The organism is Paenibacillus sp. FSL H8-0317 (assembly GCF_045040685.1).
In the GTDB taxonomy this organism is placed as follows: Bacteria; Bacillota; Bacilli; order Paenibacillales; family Paenibacillaceae; genus Paenibacillus.
In genome coordinates, this window is sequence record NZ_CP150294.1 from 2379153 (window position 1) to 2395055 (window position 15903).

Genomic DNA, 15903 nt, shown 5'->3' on the forward strand with positions numbered 1-15903 from the left:
CTTAGCTGCACGTTCAGCAAATGTCTTCCATCAGCCATACGGAACGTTTATTGTGCTGCGGTAACATTAACGCTATCAATATTCGGTCCTTCCGATCCAGTGGTAACCACTTTCAATGTATTGGTCCCCGTGTTCATGGGGACCTGTATTGTTTTTTCAACCCAAGTGGACCAGCTTCCCGTAGCTGGAAAGGGCTCGTTGCTGATGACTTTGGTTCCGTTCACAAAAATGTCGAGGTTCCGAGTGCCGCTTTCCAGCGCATAACGAAACTTTACGTTTTTGGTACTTGTTGTAGTGTTATTAATGCCGTTCCATTGAATGGCCGAACCAGTCATCGCATTGAAGTTAACATACCCGGAGCCAGTGTAACCGGGGTAGATTGTTTCAATGGCAGCTTCCGTAAGTGAGGTTCCGGTCTCTGCTTCATACGTAGTGCCACTGCCTGTATTCCCGCCGCTATTACCGCCAGTAACGTTGGCAACAAACGTTGTTACGCTCTGAGGTGGGAGCTGTGCCGTGAAGGCTCCATTGGATACAGTAAGCGGGGTTCCGCTTGCCAAGTTTCGACCGCTGTCTGTAATCCATGAGGACACAGTGGAGGCATTACCATTCTGCAGAACGAATTTTTGGCTTGTGGCTGAAGTTCCACGGTTAATTGCCACAACGACGACTTTGTTATCACCTTTATAGGCTGAGACAAATGTGTTCGTATCCGGATTTTTCGTTGCATCGACTCGCAGGTAGCCTGGACGAACGAATTTAGAGAAATGAGCCATATTATACCCGCGTTTGCTTATGGTACCGTCCTCTTTCATCGGACCATACTGTCTGCGGATGTACCACCACACATAGGCCTGGAAATCACCTTCTACCATGGCATTGTGCATGTGATAGGAAACGTCTAATGCTTCAGGCCAGCGGTCTGCTGAGTTGTTATCACTGTTCGGAACATACACCTCAGTCATCCACAGTTCTTTACCGGCTCCTTTTTGCTTAAAGAGAGGGTAGGCAAAATTCGAAATCTGTGTTCCATACGTATGCGCTCCCAGAATGTCCATGTTGGCAAGCGCCTGCGGATCATTCAGGATTGGGTCTGATATGTTCTTTAAGTACTGGAAGGATTCAGGCGCCATGACTTTGGTACCTTGAATGGACCCGGCATTTTCTTTCATGAATCGAAGGATCTCTTGTGGAGTCCACCAGGTCCAGTCATGAGCATAATCCGGTTCATTTTGCACAGAAATGGAATATAAATCTACGCCGTTATTTTTCATGTAGGTTACAAAGTCGTTCAGATGTTGCGCATAGGCGGCATATTTGTCGTATTTCAGGCGTTTGGCATTTGTGTCTCCATTGTGGTTGAACGTTTCAACCATGCTGCTTGGAGGATTCCATGGGGATGCAAATACGATAGCACCCTTTTCGATAGCCCGTTTGGCTGTGGCAACTTCACGGTACCAGTTATTAGAATCTGGATCGACGTAAATCCTGAGAATGGAGAAGCCTAACTGATTCTGATCATTACCAAAAGCAGTTTCACGTTGAGCGGGAGTCAGATCACCAATCCAGGCAGGAAGGTTAATGCCTCCAAAGCCCTTGATTAGCTGTTTTTCCGAGGACAAATTAATGTTGGCATCGCTGGCTGCTGACACATTTGTCGGGGTTAACATCAAAGGCAGAGCTGTTAAACAGGCCAAAAGAACATTAATCGTCTTTTTTAGTTTGAATTTCACTACTTTCATCCTCCTCGATAATAGTAAATGGTTACATAGAGAAACCGCGACCAGGGATAACAAACAAGAATAGCGGATTGTCTGGCATTTATTTTATGTAAACCCTTTCAAAACCTCCTTCCATAAATCATAGGAAAGAAATGCAGCACATAACCTCTTTCATTTGTTGATTCTACTAAATAATTCCTAAACTGAAAACCTGACAAATTACAGTATTTTTTCTAATTAATCTCTATTCTCTAACTGTTCAATGACAGTTTTTGTCTGAATGCAAAGAAGAAAATAGGAATGATGGGGATCTTCGTTTGAGATAGAGGTCTCCAATGGCGGGGATATTGTTATTAAGGAAGGCTTTGGCTTACATAATCCTCCCTTCATTATCAAACAATGAGATCACAGAAGTTACGGGGAGGGAATCATGATGAATGAACAGAGAAAGAATTATCGATTCATTGCAGGTATCATGGCATTTTTGATTGTGTTTTACGCAGGCATATCGGCAGGAGGGCCTACAGCGGCAGCTTCAGAGTCCCCATCGAATGACAAACGGTTAGCGATTATCATCGATGATGTTGGTAATGACATGAGGGGTACGGCAGAGATCCTGGCGATGCCAGTTAAATTAACGGTAGCGGTCATGCCTTTTTTGCCAACAACGAAGAAAGATGCGATAGCTGCACATGAAAAGGGGATGGATGTGATTGTGCACATGCCCATGGAACCCAAGAAAGGACGACCTGAATGGCTGGGCCCGGGTGCAATCACATCCAATCTAACAGATGAAGAAGTCCGCTCACGCGTGGAGAAAGCGATTGATGATGTGCCCCACGCCATTGGCATGAACAATCATATGGGTTCCAAAATTACTTCGGACAAACGCATCATGTCCATTGTGCTCGATGTATGCAATGAGCGGGGCCTCTTCTTTGTAGACAGCCGTACGAACTTTCGCTCCGTAGTGGGGGAACTGGCTGTATCCAAAAATATGCCACCTGTAGGTAATGACATTTTCCTGGATGATCAAAACTCCAAGCAACACATTCGCAAACAACTGGATCTGGCTGCACAGCGTGCGATCGATAAGAATATCTGTGTTGTCATTGGTCATGTCGGTCATTCGGGGATGAACACATCCGCAGTCATTCGTGAATCCGTCTCCCGTCTGCAAAATCAGGTTCAATTTGTGGGAATCGGTGATCTGGTTCGAGATGTGTGGCAATGGCATTCTGCTCCTACACTACCGACAGATAATAAATAATGCCATTGGCAATGGACTGGGCGATTCGTTTTTGCTCAGCGGGATCACTCATTCTGACTCGATCTGTCGCATTGCTCAAAAATCCGGTTTCGACGATAACGGCAGGTTGTTTCACGTAATTCAATAAATAAAAGGGCTTGCCCCATACGATCCTGTGCTCCGTTCCGTACAACTTGTTCATGGCATCCTGAATGGATTGGGCCAGCAAATAACTCCTGCCTTCCTTCTGGTGTAGTACCACCGGGCCGTGTACATTCGATCGGGGACTCCAGTTCGCATGAATGCTGACCACGATATCTGTACTTACTTCTTCGCTAAGGCTTTTACGTTGGGCAAGATCTCTGGTATGACGGGAGCGGTTGTTCAGCCAGCGGTTCTCATCACTAAGTGCATAATCACCAAGTCGATTGATGATAACGGCATAACCTTTGCTGCGAAGCAGCAGATAGACCTTTTGGCTAATGGCCAGGTTGATATCTTTTTCCAACACACCTTGGGCTGACGTACCTCCGTCAATACCGCCATGGCCTACATCGAGCAGGATAACTGGTGCTGCAAAGGCATGATGACTTGAGCGATATGCATCTCCATCGGTCACTGGCAGCATGGATGGACTGTTCTGGGACAGGGCTGCTTTTCCATAAGCCACATGGGGCAGCATGAGAAGGCAATGGAAGCTGATTAGCAAGGCTACCGAAGCGGTCAGCAGCTTATACATGGGAATACACACTCCTTCATGGAATAGGTATCAAATTTCAGATTAATGACTCGATGGATACCTTTGGCATTAGACTGTGCATTCTGAGGGTTTTCATACTTCTTTCAATAAAAAAATGTTTAACCAGTCCACATCCTGCACACAATAGAACTATCGTAAGCTCCGCAAATGTGCAGGAGCGAAGGAGGCAGAATTATGGCCAAAAGTGATGAGTTGGTAAAATACATTACGCAGCGTGTTGTTCATTATATCGATACACCGAAGGATGAGCGGAAAGGGCGCACCAAAAGGAAAGAGCCGTGGGCGATGAAGTGGTTTGGTATGATCCCTTTCGCTGTATCCCTGTGGGTGGGGAAAAAGGAAAAAGAATTCGATACAAAGTCTCATAAACGAAGTTCTTCGGGCGAAGGGTGACCATAGCTTACCTATTTCACTAATGTAAAACCAAAAGACGCAATCCCTTAATATAATGGGAAGGCGTCTTATTTGTTGTTTTACAGGTTATCTGACTGTATCTTAAGAATTTGCTGATGATCAAGGATTTACGATGTAAAAATGGCCATCTTGCTGCAATGTGCTCAAAGGGACAAATCGTTGAATGGATGATTTTCCACCTAGCGCTACATATAGAATAGACTCTGCTTCCTGATCAGTATGCCACAGCTGATAACCGCTAACAGGTAGAGGACCGCCATATACAACGTTACGATCACCCGCTGAGAAAACAATCTCTTGATTCTCCCCGTGTTGTATCACATCTTTTGCCCGGTCGGCATCAACAGGCTTGGAGGTAATCCACAACAGATTGTCAGTCGGATTAAAGACGGGTCGGAGATGAAGTGGGTCGACTGATGAAGATGGTGTTGTGGATAAATCAGTTATGCTGACAGAGGTCTGTTTGGAATCAGCCTCCAGCAGGTTCAGGAACTCTGACGGTAGTAAATCTCCGTTCGTAGCATCAATATAAAGTGCAGGATGGTTAGGTTGTTCCACTTTCCAATAAGCCAGCAGGGGAAGAGTATAACCAAGATGAAGCTCTCCTCCGCCAGCAAGTAATGCCTCAAGGTTAACATGTTGCCGATCCAAGGCTTGTCCAAGAAGTTCATTGTTGTATGGTGACTGTTCTCCATGACCATATTCACTAAGCATCATCTGACCCTGCTCTGTGGCTGTAATAATCATATATCCGATCGGTTTGCCTTCAAACTCAGCTTGAACGAGCCAGCTATGTGTACCCGGACCCAGAGGGTAGAAGTCCAGGTCGGCGTTCTTCCAATGCGCTTCGGTATCAACTGAGCCAAGTGCAACAGTTTGTTGCTCTGCAAACCGTCGTACAGCAGCGGGAGCTAATCTGTCATTCTCAACGGCAAGATGTTTGGGACTATACTCTGTTGGTGATGCAGGGGATAGTGAAGACGTTTCTTGTTCCTCTGCATTGGCTATCGACCAAAAAGAGAATAGGGCAAGACAACTGAGCAAGCCCAAGGTTATACAGGTTGTTTTCCGAGCGTTGTTCCAACACGTATGAAAGAATCGTTTCAAATTTACACCTACTTTTCATTTATCCGTTACCTGAGCGGGTCCTAGTTTCATTCTAGGGGACAGGCTATGCAAAGGTTGCCGCAACCTGTCGGGCAGCCGATCATGAATAAACACTACTTTTGCCAGCATTTGCAGGAAAAGTAGTGTCTTCGTCTATCTTAAGTGAAACATGCCGCTGCTAATGGCAGTCACTTTCACTTTGGGTTCATATTGCCAGATCATCTCGGTACGGCGTGTCTCATACTGCAATTTCATAGCTTCACGATCTATTACCGCCTGTTTTGTTTTCTCTTCTTCGGCATCTGCCTCGGAGTCGATCGGTACTGCGACTTCTGCCGCCAGTTCTACATCTGCTTCAATGGGTTTAGCGTTAGTTATATCCAGAACTTTTTTCAGTTTTACAGGTGGCGTGCGGTTAGAATGGACATTCTCCGTGTCTGAGGTTATCTTACCTGATGATTCTACCTCAGGCGTATCTTCTCGGAGTACCGCTTCATAGTAGGTGTCCAACACGTCCAGCTCCAGATCAAGCCGCTCTTGGGCTTTCTCGGCCCAGCTATAATCGAGTTCCAGCAAGCGGTTCGTCAAATGAGATTCCAAAGCAGCTCCGGCATCAAATATCGAAACTTTGGCTGTCTGCACATGCATGTTCTCCGCAAGTCTCGGACTGAGGTCACGTCGGTTTAGCTTGGTGCCGAATTTTTCTATAATTTCACCCGAGCGAAGGGAGATGCCGAGAAAATGCAATTCCTCCCGTTTCAAATCACAGGCGAATTCCACCTTGAAACAAACACCAAGCCAAGGCTCATATACGGCTGGCGCTGTAGCCCGCAATTGCCGTTTGGCAGCCTGTTCGAACAGGTTCACGAAGGCACCGCCTTCACGGGCAGCGCCGAAAATCTGCTGGAGTCTGCGACTGCCGTACACCACTTCTTCACGTAATATTCGTCCTGGCCCCAGCTGTGGCAGTGATGGCGTAATACCGAAGTAACGGCCTAGAATAGTTTCTTTTGGTGGCTCGCCTTGAGGACCACCGTTGGTTATGCCATTCGTTTCAGCAGGGTTAGGCACAACAGGAGGTGATGCTTGCGCAGCTTTGGCTTCTGCTGCTTCAATGGCCTGCTGATAACTGTCAGGATCAAATATAAATGTAAAGGACATCGTCTCAGCGGGTGCTCCGGTTCGTTCCACGAATCCCCAATAATAGGGGCGATTGGTCAACGCTTTGTCCGCCTCAGGCGAGAGTTTGACTGTAACATGTGCAGGGGAACGTTCCATGATCTGACAATCGAGTGCTTCCAGATAGGTGAGAACATATGCCTGCACTTCATGGGGAGACATGGTCATGAGTTAGCTTCCTCCTTTGCGAAGATCTAACAACCCGGATACGGCAGGGCCTTCATCGGCAACCTCACGTTGAATGGAGTTCAGCGATTGTCCAAGTGAGTCCATTTTACTGCGAATATCTTCATCAGTTTGTGATTCCAATATGATTTTGTACAAACTTTTCTCAATAGACTCCTTTTTCTCCAGCCGTTCGAGAATGACATCCAGCCCGCCGATCACCATTTCAAACATATTGATCTTCTCATGCAGCAGACTCAGAATATGTTCCTCAATGGTTCCAGTCGTAGATAAATTGAAGATGTTCACGTCATTTTGCTGCCCAAGCCGGTGTACCCGGCCGATCCGCTGCTCTACCCGCATAGGGTTCCAAGGCAGATCAAAGTTGATCATATGATGGCAAAATTGCAAATTGATGCCTTCACCACCCGCTTCGGTTGCAATCATGGCCTGCACACGCCCGCGGAAGAGATCCATCATCCAGTCTTTTTTGCCACGATTCATGCCACCCCGATAAGGTACAGCCGTAAGCCCGTTGTTGCGGAAATAGTTTAGCAGATACTCCTGCGTGGCCCGGTATTCGGTGAAGATAATTACTTTTTCATTCATGTTCCGAATCAGTTCCATTGTTTTCTCGGCTTTGGTATTTTCCTTGATCGCTTTAATATGGGCAACGAGTTCCCAAATCTTGTCCCGAAGGGGAGAGTCCAGCGGAAGTTTCTTCGACATATTAACGAGCGTCACGAATACAGCATCCCGACTGCTGCACACTTCACGCTGCAATGTAACAAGGGAGAGCATGCTGCTCAGATTGCCGCCAGCTTCCTGGTACTGGTCTTTGACAAAGGAAGTCACACCATCATAAAGCGCTTGTTCTTCGGGCGATAATTGCAGATTCACGTTGGAGACGTTCCGTTTGGTAAATTGAACGGGGCCTTCGCCGCGGCGGTTACGAATCATGACTTTGGATAACTCGTTCTTAAGCTGTTCCTGATTTTTCGGAACCCGTTTGTCTACAACAAAGTTGGCCGCAAAGTCACCCTGACGACCCAGTTGACCGGGCTTCAACAGGTTGATCAGATTGAACAATTCACTCATATCGTTCTGCACAGGTGTAGCTGTGAGCAGAAGGCAATACTTTTTGCGCAATTTCAGCATGAATTGATAGTTGGTTGTTTTTTTGTTTTTGAGCTTATGAGCCTCGTCAATAATAATCATGTCGTAATCGGTATTCAGCAGCATATCTTTATGCGGGTCACGTTTGGCTGTATCCATGGAAGCAACAACTACTTCATTCTGCCAGGAATAGGCCTTTTTCTGGGCAATAGCAGGGATGCCAAATTTCGAATTCAACTCCCGTACCCATTGCAGCACAAGAGACGCTGGCACGAGAATGAGTACCTTGGATACGAGACCTCGAACCATATATTCTTTCAGAATGAGACCGGCTTCAATGGTTTTGCCAAGACCCACCTCATCGGCGAGAATGGCACGGCCTGACATTTCAAATAATACTCTGCGTGCAGTGTCCATCTGATGAGGAAGTGGAGTAAGGCCTTGTAGATGCTTCAAACACTGGATCTCGTCAAAATTGGGAATCAGATTGGTTTCTTCGGCTTGAATGCCCAGTTGGAAGAGTCGATAATCCCCCCAAGGACCTCCTTTATCCAGTCGTGATTCCAACTGACTGATCCAGCTCCGATCAAATTCTAACGGAACGGGCAGTTCGGCTACAGGTTGATTCGTGTGGTGCGGGTTTTTCCGGTTCATGGTGTTTCCTCCCCTGCCATACGTGATGACGTTTTATTCGTAGGTAATAGTATGGACGAATGAGAGTCAGTTCATAACTATATAAGTTGAACTACAGTTTATTTGCACGAACACTACGATGACAGAACAACCTTCCAATCGCTGTTATCCCCAGATTTCTTTGATTCCCTTTTCTGGAGGGGGAAATCCGGGGATAAAGGCGAACGCTTCGCTTTTTCAGGTTTTTTCTGTCCTCTCCGTTGACGTGCAAATGATTAGTTTAACTTATATTGAACCCAGAAATTTAGTAAAGGCACATGTTTTTTCTGTCCCAAAAAAATTCACAGATATCGTATTCATGCGTATGAGGGTGTGTGAAGAAATTTGTCCGAGCAGGGGAGTCTATAAAATAAAGTCTGTGATAAAAGTCTTATGGAAAATCAATATATGGTGTAATATACTGGTTTTATATCACTATATGTGGTGTTTTATCATAATTTACTCTTATAGTGAAAATGGAGATTTATTTCGGGAGGTTGAACGTAGCGATGAAATCGAACCAACGATCGTACCCATTAGAAGGACTCAGCGAAAAAATATTTCTGGACCGATACGCCTGGAAGGACGCCGATTCGAATCATGCCAAGGTCGGAGATGTGGTATTGGTATTAACGAAGGATGATCCAAAGTTCCCAACCAAGGAAGTGGGCGAAATCATAGAACGTCAGGGTCAGCTTGTACAGGTAAGGACTCGAAGTGGAGAGATCATCGAGACGAAAGTGGAGAAATTGACACTCAACATAGAAAAAACACCGGAAGAGATGTGGGACCGTCTTGCCAAAGCGATGGCTTCTGTCGAATCCACAGCCGATCAGCGGGCAACGTGGGAGTCCAAGTTCCGCTCTGTGTTGGAGGATTGGAAGTTAGTACCCGGAGGACGCATTGCTGCGGGCGCGGGGGCAAGCGATGAGCTGACACTCTTCAATTGTTATGTCATTCCGTCTCCGCAAGACAGTCGGGGTGGCATCATGAAGACTTTGACCGAGATGACGGAGATTATGGCACGTGGGGGAGGTGTTGGCATTAATTTGTCCTCTTTGCGTCCTCGCCGAGCGGTGGTGAAAGGTGTCAACGGATCATCCAGCGGTTCCGTATCGTGGGGCGGATTGTTCAGTTATACGACTGGACTGATTGAACAGGGCGGAAGCCGCCGAGGTGCGCTTATGCTCATGATGAATGACTGGCATCCGGATGTGCTTGATTTTATTACCGTGAAACAAACGATGGGGCAGGTGACCAATGCTAATCTGTCTGTATGTGTGAGCAACGCATTTATGGAGGCTGTCAAGCAGGACGGTGATTGGGACTTGGTTTTCCCCGATACAAACGATCCGGACTACGACACCGAGTGGAGCGGGGATATGGAGCAATGGAAAACCGCAGGTCATTCGGTGGTACACTATCGTACACTGAAGGCGCGCGAAATCTGGCATACTATTATTGAATCAGCTTGGAAATCGGCAGAGCCTGGTGTGGTATTCATGGAGTACTATAACCAGATGTCCAACAGCTGGTACTTTAACCCGATCATCTGTACTAATCCATGCGCGGAACAGGGTCTGCCTGCCTGGGGTGTATGTAATCTGTCTGCCATTAATCTGTCCAAATTCTACGATGAAACAAATCATGATGTGGCATGGGATGAACTGGCGGAAACCACTCGCATCTCGGCTAGATTTTTGGACAATGTCATCGATGCAACACCATATCATTTTGAGGAAAATAGACTGAATCAACAACGTGAACGCCGGGTTGGGCTTGGCACGATGGGACTGGCAGAGCTGATGATTAAGCTGCGTATTCGATACGGCAGTCCTGAATCTCTTGTTTTTCTGGATAAACTGTATGGATTCATGGCGAAGGAGGCCTATCTGGCATCGGCAGAGATTGCAGCAGAGAAGGGAGCTTTCCCAGCTTTTGAAGCTGAACCGTATTTAAAGAGTGGATTCATGAAAAATATGGTGGCGACGTACCCTGAAGTGGGAGAGGCCATTCGTAAACAGGGCATTCGAAATGTCACACTGATCACACAAGCGCCAACGGGAAGTACAGGTACGATGGTGGGCACATCAACAGGTATTGAGCCGTATTTCGCCTTCAAGTATTTCCGTCAAAGCCGTCTAGGTTATGATGAACAGTTCGTACCGATTGCACAAGATTGGCTGGATGAACATCCGGGTGAAGCCTTACCAGATTATTATGTAACGGCGATGGATCTGTCGGCTGAAAATCACATCCGGGTGCAGGCTGCCATTCAGCAATGGGTGGATAGTTCGATCTCGAAAACGGCAAACTGTCCGGCTGATTTTACAGTGGAGGACACGGCTGAGCTGTACGAACTGGCCTTCGACCTAGGCTGCAAGGGAGTAACGATATATCGCGACGGCAGCAGGGATGTGCAGGTGTTGTCCACGTCGAAGAAGGAAGCGACCCAGGCTGAAGATCAGAACACGGCGGAAGCTGAAGAGAAGACAGTCGTATCTGTAATAGAAAACCCGAATAATGCTGAAGTACAGGCAAGTGATAGAACTTCCAATAGCCAGGATGGTGTTAGCACGCATTCTTCCGAGCAACCCCCTTCCTCTTCTACAGTGCTGGATAAACAATACAGAAACCGTCCTCAAGTACTGCGCGGTGCGACATACAAAATCAATACGCCATTTGGGATGGCTTACATTACGATCAATGATCTGGAGGGAACGCCGGGTGAGATCTTCCTGAACGTGGGCAAAGCGGGCTCGGACGTGTTTGCGATGGCTGAAGCACTCGGTCGAGTATGCTCTCTGTTCCTTCGATACGGAGATCATGGGCACAAGGTTGAACTGTTGATCAAACATCTCAAGGGAATCGGTGGTTCGGGCGCGATTGGCTTCGGAGCCAACCGGGTTGAATCGATTGCTGATGCAGTCGCCAAAGCATTGGAAAGTCATGTACAGAGCAATGTGCAGGAGAACGAAACTGGAGCAGTACAAGAACAGAACAAAGTGGAGAGCACGTATCCCAAAGTGGAGGATCAGAAAAGCTTTATCGAATCGAGAGATTTATGCCCTTCATGCGGCTCGGCATCCCTGATGAATGTGGAAGGATGCAAAACATGCAGCAACTGTGGGTACAGTAAGTGCAATTAAATAGCATTTGGAAAAAGTAAAAAAGAAAAGGCATTCCTGACTCCATTACGAAGTCAGGAATGCCTTTTTGTCATTTAGCTAACTAACACCAATCCTGGCATCGATCTGCAAGTGATTGCAATTCATTAAATAAAACGCCAGCATGGTAGCCGTCACACACGGCGTGGTGTAACTGAACAGATAAGGGAAGATAGACGTTATCGTTTTGTTGAAGATATTTTCCCATCGTGAAAATAGGCAACAAGTAGGTTCCCTCATTGTAAATATTCAGATTAAATCCCGTAAAGTTCACCCAGGGAATGCTGGAAACGGGAAATGTATTTGGCGGTTCATTGGGTTTGGCAACAAATTGTTTGTGATCTTTGTAATTCTTCATATCTTCCAGATAACGATTGTGGAACGTCTCGAAATCTTCATGGAATGCTGTCCAGATCGTTGAGAAACTTTTGTTGTCCTCATGAAAAATCGTATAACTCGGAGACATTTCGTCCCAGTAGCCCAATTTCCCCTCGGCATCAAAACAGGTTCGAAATTCCCTGTGTGCATTGACGACCGTAGAGATCATATGAATAAGAGCGGGATAGAACTTCAATCCTTTAAGCTTGAGTTTGGTGATCAATAGCGTGATATCCAGATTAGCAGTTATGCTGTAGGTACATCTGACCTGATTCAAGTAGTGGTCAAAGTATGGCTTTCGATCCCACTGATCTAACACGATTGAATTAAACATAAGTTATAACCTCCTAAATTTGAATAATGTCTTTATTTAGGAGGTATATTTGACTGATTTGACCATATCCTATCACATTCCCAGTATCGTATTTTTAGAAATTGACCATCTCAGTATAACATGATAGTGAATGTGTTGCTTATAGCGAAATCCTCTGCAAAACGCTTTTTCAACCAGCATCTTTACTTTATAATTAAAGTTGTGTTTATAACGAAGAAGAGAGGGGATTAGATGCGTCAGCCGATAGAAGAACCCATATTTTATTCTTATCCTGGAATGGTAGCGGTGGTGACTTCACGTCATGAGGGAGTTCAGAATGTGATGGCGTCTGGATGGCATACATACATCGGATCATCACCAGGTGTATATGGCATCTCCCTTCGTAAGGAAACATTCTCCTATGAACTCATTGAGAAGAGTGGCGTATTCGGTGTTCATTTCCTGCCAGGTCATCGATCGGAGTGGATTCAAGCTGCAGGAACGTTCAGCGGAAGAGATACGGATAAATTCACAAGATTCGGCATTCCGTATGAGGAAGGAATCAAGGTAAGTGTACCGATTTTGACAGACGCTTATTTTGCTTATGAATGCAAGGTTATGGAGATTACGACATATGGTGACCATGAATGGATTGCAGGGGAAGTGTTGCAGCGATATCAGGATCAGAAGTACTTTCTGGAGAATGGAATGGTTGATCTGGAGAAGTTGCAAATCCCAATGTACACAGGGCGTTCAGCATACCGGATCATGGATGCGAGGACAGAAGAAAAGATTCACCCGTTCCACCTCTAGGGTCCTAGGCAAGAAGAAGCAATTATGAGCAAAACTTTCAATCCGGTCTGACATAGGTTTATAATGGATATTGGCTGCTGAGCAAGTCGGCAGCCTTTTGTTATGAATTCAATTGTTTCAATCGATGTGTGCGTGGGTATGCTGGTTTGCGCAAGCGGGACAGGTAATTTTAGCCACTCGATGAAAAGTACTATATTTAACGACAAAATTAGAGTATGATTTTACAGCTATATGAGCTGGCAGGAAAGGTTACATCGGTTTAATCGTTTGTAACTATTCCTGTAAAGTATGAGGCTTATTTCGGGCGTATAATGCTAAACGTGAACTCACGAATGAATATAAAGAATATTTTAATAATTAAACTTAATGGACAGGCAAATCGTCTTCTTTAAGATTATAGAATTCACACAGAATGTCGCATCATCGGATCGTGCTTCAAACAGAGGCTTTTCTTATGTTGTAAATGAAAGATGGAAGGTGCAATACGTATGTTAATGACAACCAGAACGATCAGGAGTTCCTTTAAGCCCCCAACACCGATGTTGTTGACTCACAGTAACAAGGAGGGGCATGCATGTCACAATCGTTAAATCGTAAGAGACATATGAACGGACTTGACGGCTTGCGAGCCATCGCTGTACTTGCGGTAATCGCGTATCATCTGAATTTGGATTTTATTCCGGGCGGACTGCTCGGTGTAGGTATATTCTTTGTTCTCTCGGGATATTTAATTACAGATATTCTCGTGTCACAGTGGCAGGAACATGGACGCATTTCACTCGGTGATTTCTGGGTAAGACGGGTAAGGCGTTTGCTTCCAGGCATGCTGACCATGACAGCTGTGGTGATGATCTGGTTAGCTTGTACAGACCCATCCCAACTTGCTGCGCTTCGTGGTGATATCGTTTCGGGTGTATTATACATAAGCAATTGGTGGTATATCTTTCACAACGTTTCCTATTTCGAAAGTTTTGGCCCTCCATCACCGTTTGGACATTTCTGGTCGCTGGCTGTGGAAGAGCAATTTTATCTTATATGGCCTCTTCTACTGATCGCAGCAATCGTAGTGTTCAAAAGAAAGGGATGGCTGGTCGTTTTCATTGTCGTCGCAGCTGAATTATCTGCTGGCGCAATGGCCATCATGTATAATCCGGATTTGGACCCGAGCCGTGTATATTATGGAACAGACACGCGGGCATTTGCACTGCTTGCTGGTGCTGCTCTTGCCGTGGTGTGGCCTAGTCGCAAGCTGTCGAACTCTCTGTCTGGCATGAACCGGCTTGTGCTCGATGTGTCGGGACTTGCTGCGCTCGCTTTGTTAATCTACATGATGCTGAACAGCAGTGAATATGATCCGTTTCTGTATCAAGGGGGCATGGTGCTTCAGGCTATCGCAACAACGTTGCTGGTAGCGGTGTTGGCTCACCCATCGTCTTTACTGGCACGTATCATTGGCGCGAAGCCATTACGCTGGATCGGAGAGCGATCCTACGGATTATATCTGTGGCATTATCCTGTCATTATTTTAACCAATCCCGCGGTGGATACGGGAGGAGCACATCCTGTACGAATCATTTTACAGGTTGCTGCAACGGTTGTACTGGCCTCATTGTCCCTTAAATATATTGAAAATCCGATTCGGTACAATGGATTCCGTGATTCTTGGTCCCGATTATGGGGAAGAGGGCGGTCATCGATCGGTATACGTAACGTATGGTGGAAGCGTGCAGGTCTGTTGATGACGATTCTGCTGTTGTCCTATACGGTATCTCAGATGATGGTCTCACATGCAGCGAACTCCGACTCCCATTCGGTATCGATGTCCAACACATTGAATGGAGAGAATTCCGTAGCTGAGGAACAGGGACAGGATGTGTTGCCAGCTATTACAGCGACGTCAGGCTCTGGTCAAAAGAACGATGCTCATACCCATAAACCGGAAGCAGGAACGAAAGATGATCCGGGGAAAAATGAGAAGCCAACAGGAGAGCCTGCACCAGATTCAAAACCTGACGAACAAGACAATTCAGTGAATGCTGGCAAGGACGGTCAGTCTGAAGATAAGCCGGCTGATGAATCCGTGACGAACGAGAATGATACACCGGATGACGCAGGAGCGAATCAATCCGATAATACGGATCATGCGGATGACACACCTGATTCATCTCAAGACAATGAAGAAACGGCTCCTCCAGCACAGGATGGCAAGGTTCATTATACTGTCATTGGAGATTCGGTAATTTTGGATGCAAAACCGTATCTGGAGCAAAGTATATCGGGAGTGTATGTGGACGGACATGTCGGTCGTCAGATGTGGCAGGCAGGCGATGTATTGGAAGGTCTGAAGCAAAACAACCAAATGGGCAGCAAAGTGGTGCTGGAGCTCGGGACGAATGGTTCCTTTAACTCCAAGAACTTGAATGCTGTGCTTGATTATCTGAAGGATGAGGATCGGGTATATCTGGTTACCGTGCGCGTACCTCGTCCGTGGGAACGAACGGTGAACAGGGCGTTGAATGAGGCAGCATCCAAATACAGCAATGTCTCGTTGATTGACTGGAACAGTGCAAGTGAGGGACATGACGAATATTTTGAAAAAGATGGCGTACATCTCACTACGCAAGGGTCCGAAGCTTTTGCAGAACTGGTGAAGAACAGTATCCAATAATACGCAATCCATATTTAATACGATTTAGCACTTATTCAATATATAGCCTGGGGTGAAGCTACCGACGGCTGCAACAAGAAAGAGCTCTCATTGTGAGGGCTCTTTTTATATGTTATGAACAATAAGCCAGCAAAGTAAATTCCAAACAGGGGAACCGATATTTTTCACCCCTGCATCCGTG

11 protein-coding genes are annotated in these 15903 nt (G+C 46.1%); 5 read left to right on the forward strand and 6 right to left on the reverse strand.

Going from position 1 to position 15903, the window contains the following annotated elements:
• Nucleotides 1–47: 47 nt before the first annotated feature.
• Entirely contained in the window at nucleotides 48–1742 is a 1695-nt protein-coding gene (locus MHB43_RS11280; RefSeq protein WP_405131974.1) for a carbohydrate-binding protein, read from the reverse strand.
• A 454-nt stretch (nucleotides 1743–2196) separates the two neighbouring features.
• Here MHB43_RS11280 and MHB43_RS11285 point away from each other — a divergent pair, with 454 nt between their 5' ends.
• A complete protein-coding gene (locus MHB43_RS11285; protein ID WP_405132416.1) occupies nucleotides 2197–2991 on the forward strand; it encodes a divergent polysaccharide deacetylase family protein in 795 nt (264 codons plus the stop codon).
• Here MHB43_RS11285 and MHB43_RS11290 read toward each other — a convergent pair.
• Nucleotides 2966–3709 (reverse strand): N-acetylmuramoyl-L-alanine amidase, encoded by a 744-nt coding sequence (locus tag MHB43_RS11290; RefSeq protein WP_405131975.1) that lies wholly within the window; start codon nucleotides 3707–3709, stop codon nucleotides 2966–2968. The genes MHB43_RS11285 and MHB43_RS11290 overlap by 26 nt on opposite strands.
• A gap of 195 nt (nucleotides 3710–3904) precedes the next feature.
• On the opposite strand from MHB43_RS11290, the gene MHB43_RS11295 reads away from it, so the two are divergent.
• Nucleotides 3905–4123 carry a YqzE family protein gene (locus tag MHB43_RS11295; RefSeq protein WP_076209003.1) on the forward strand — a complete coding sequence of 73 codons (219 nt, stop codon included), beginning with the start codon at nucleotides 3905–3907 and terminating at the stop codon, nucleotides 4121–4123.
• Nucleotides 4124–4243: 120 nt separating this feature from the next.
• Here MHB43_RS11295 and MHB43_RS11300 read toward each other — a convergent pair whose 3' ends face one another.
• The 3 genes from MHB43_RS11300 to MHB43_RS11310 all read right to left on the reverse strand — a co-directional run bounded on the left by MHB43_RS11300 (nucleotide 4244) and on the right by MHB43_RS11310 (nucleotide 8365).
• On the reverse strand, nucleotides 4244–5251 hold the full coding sequence (locus tag MHB43_RS11300; RefSeq protein WP_405131976.1) for a hypothetical protein: 1008 nt from the start codon (nucleotides 5249–5251) through the stop codon (nucleotides 4244–4246).
• A 153-nt stretch (nucleotides 5252–5404) separates the two neighbouring features.
• Nucleotides 5405–6598 carry a YqhG family protein gene (locus tag MHB43_RS11305; protein ID WP_237176048.1) on the reverse strand — a complete coding sequence of 398 codons (1194 nt, stop codon included), beginning with the start codon at nucleotides 6596–6598 and terminating at the stop codon, nucleotides 5405–5407.
• 3 nt (nucleotides 6599–6601) lie between these two features.
• On the reverse strand, nucleotides 6602–8365 hold the full coding sequence (locus tag MHB43_RS11310) for a DEAD/DEAH box helicase (RefSeq protein WP_405131977.1): 1764 nt from the start codon (nucleotides 8363–8365) through the stop codon (nucleotides 6602–6604).
• Between the two features lie 527 nt (nucleotides 8366–8892).
• Here MHB43_RS11310 and MHB43_RS11315 point away from each other — a divergent pair.
• Nucleotides 8893–11532, forward strand: a complete 2640-nt coding sequence (locus tag MHB43_RS11315; protein WP_405131978.1) for an adenosylcobalamin-dependent ribonucleoside-diphosphate reductase — start codon at nucleotides 8893–8895, stop codon at nucleotides 11530–11532.
• Nucleotides 11533–11614: 82 nt separating this feature from the next.
• Here the strand turns inward: MHB43_RS11315 and catA are convergent, their stop codons facing one another.
• On the reverse strand, nucleotides 11615–12262 hold the full coding sequence (gene catA, locus MHB43_RS11320; RefSeq protein WP_405131979.1) for a type A chloramphenicol O-acetyltransferase: 648 nt from the start codon (nucleotides 12260–12262) through the stop codon (nucleotides 11615–11617).
• Between the two features lie 231 nt (nucleotides 12263–12493).
• Here catA and MHB43_RS11325 point away from each other — a divergent pair, with 231 nt between their 5' ends.
• The gene (locus MHB43_RS11325) at nucleotides 12494–13054 is read left to right on the forward strand and encodes a flavin reductase family protein (RefSeq protein WP_405131980.1); all 561 of its coding nucleotides are present in this window, start codon (nucleotides 12494–12496) and stop codon (nucleotides 13052–13054) included.
• A 574-nt stretch (nucleotides 13055–13628) separates the two neighbouring features.
• On the forward strand, nucleotides 13629–15722 hold the full coding sequence (locus MHB43_RS11330; RefSeq protein ID WP_405131981.1) for an acyltransferase family protein: 2094 nt from the start codon (nucleotides 13629–13631) through the stop codon (nucleotides 15720–15722).
• Nucleotides 15723–15903 lie beyond the last annotated feature (181 nt).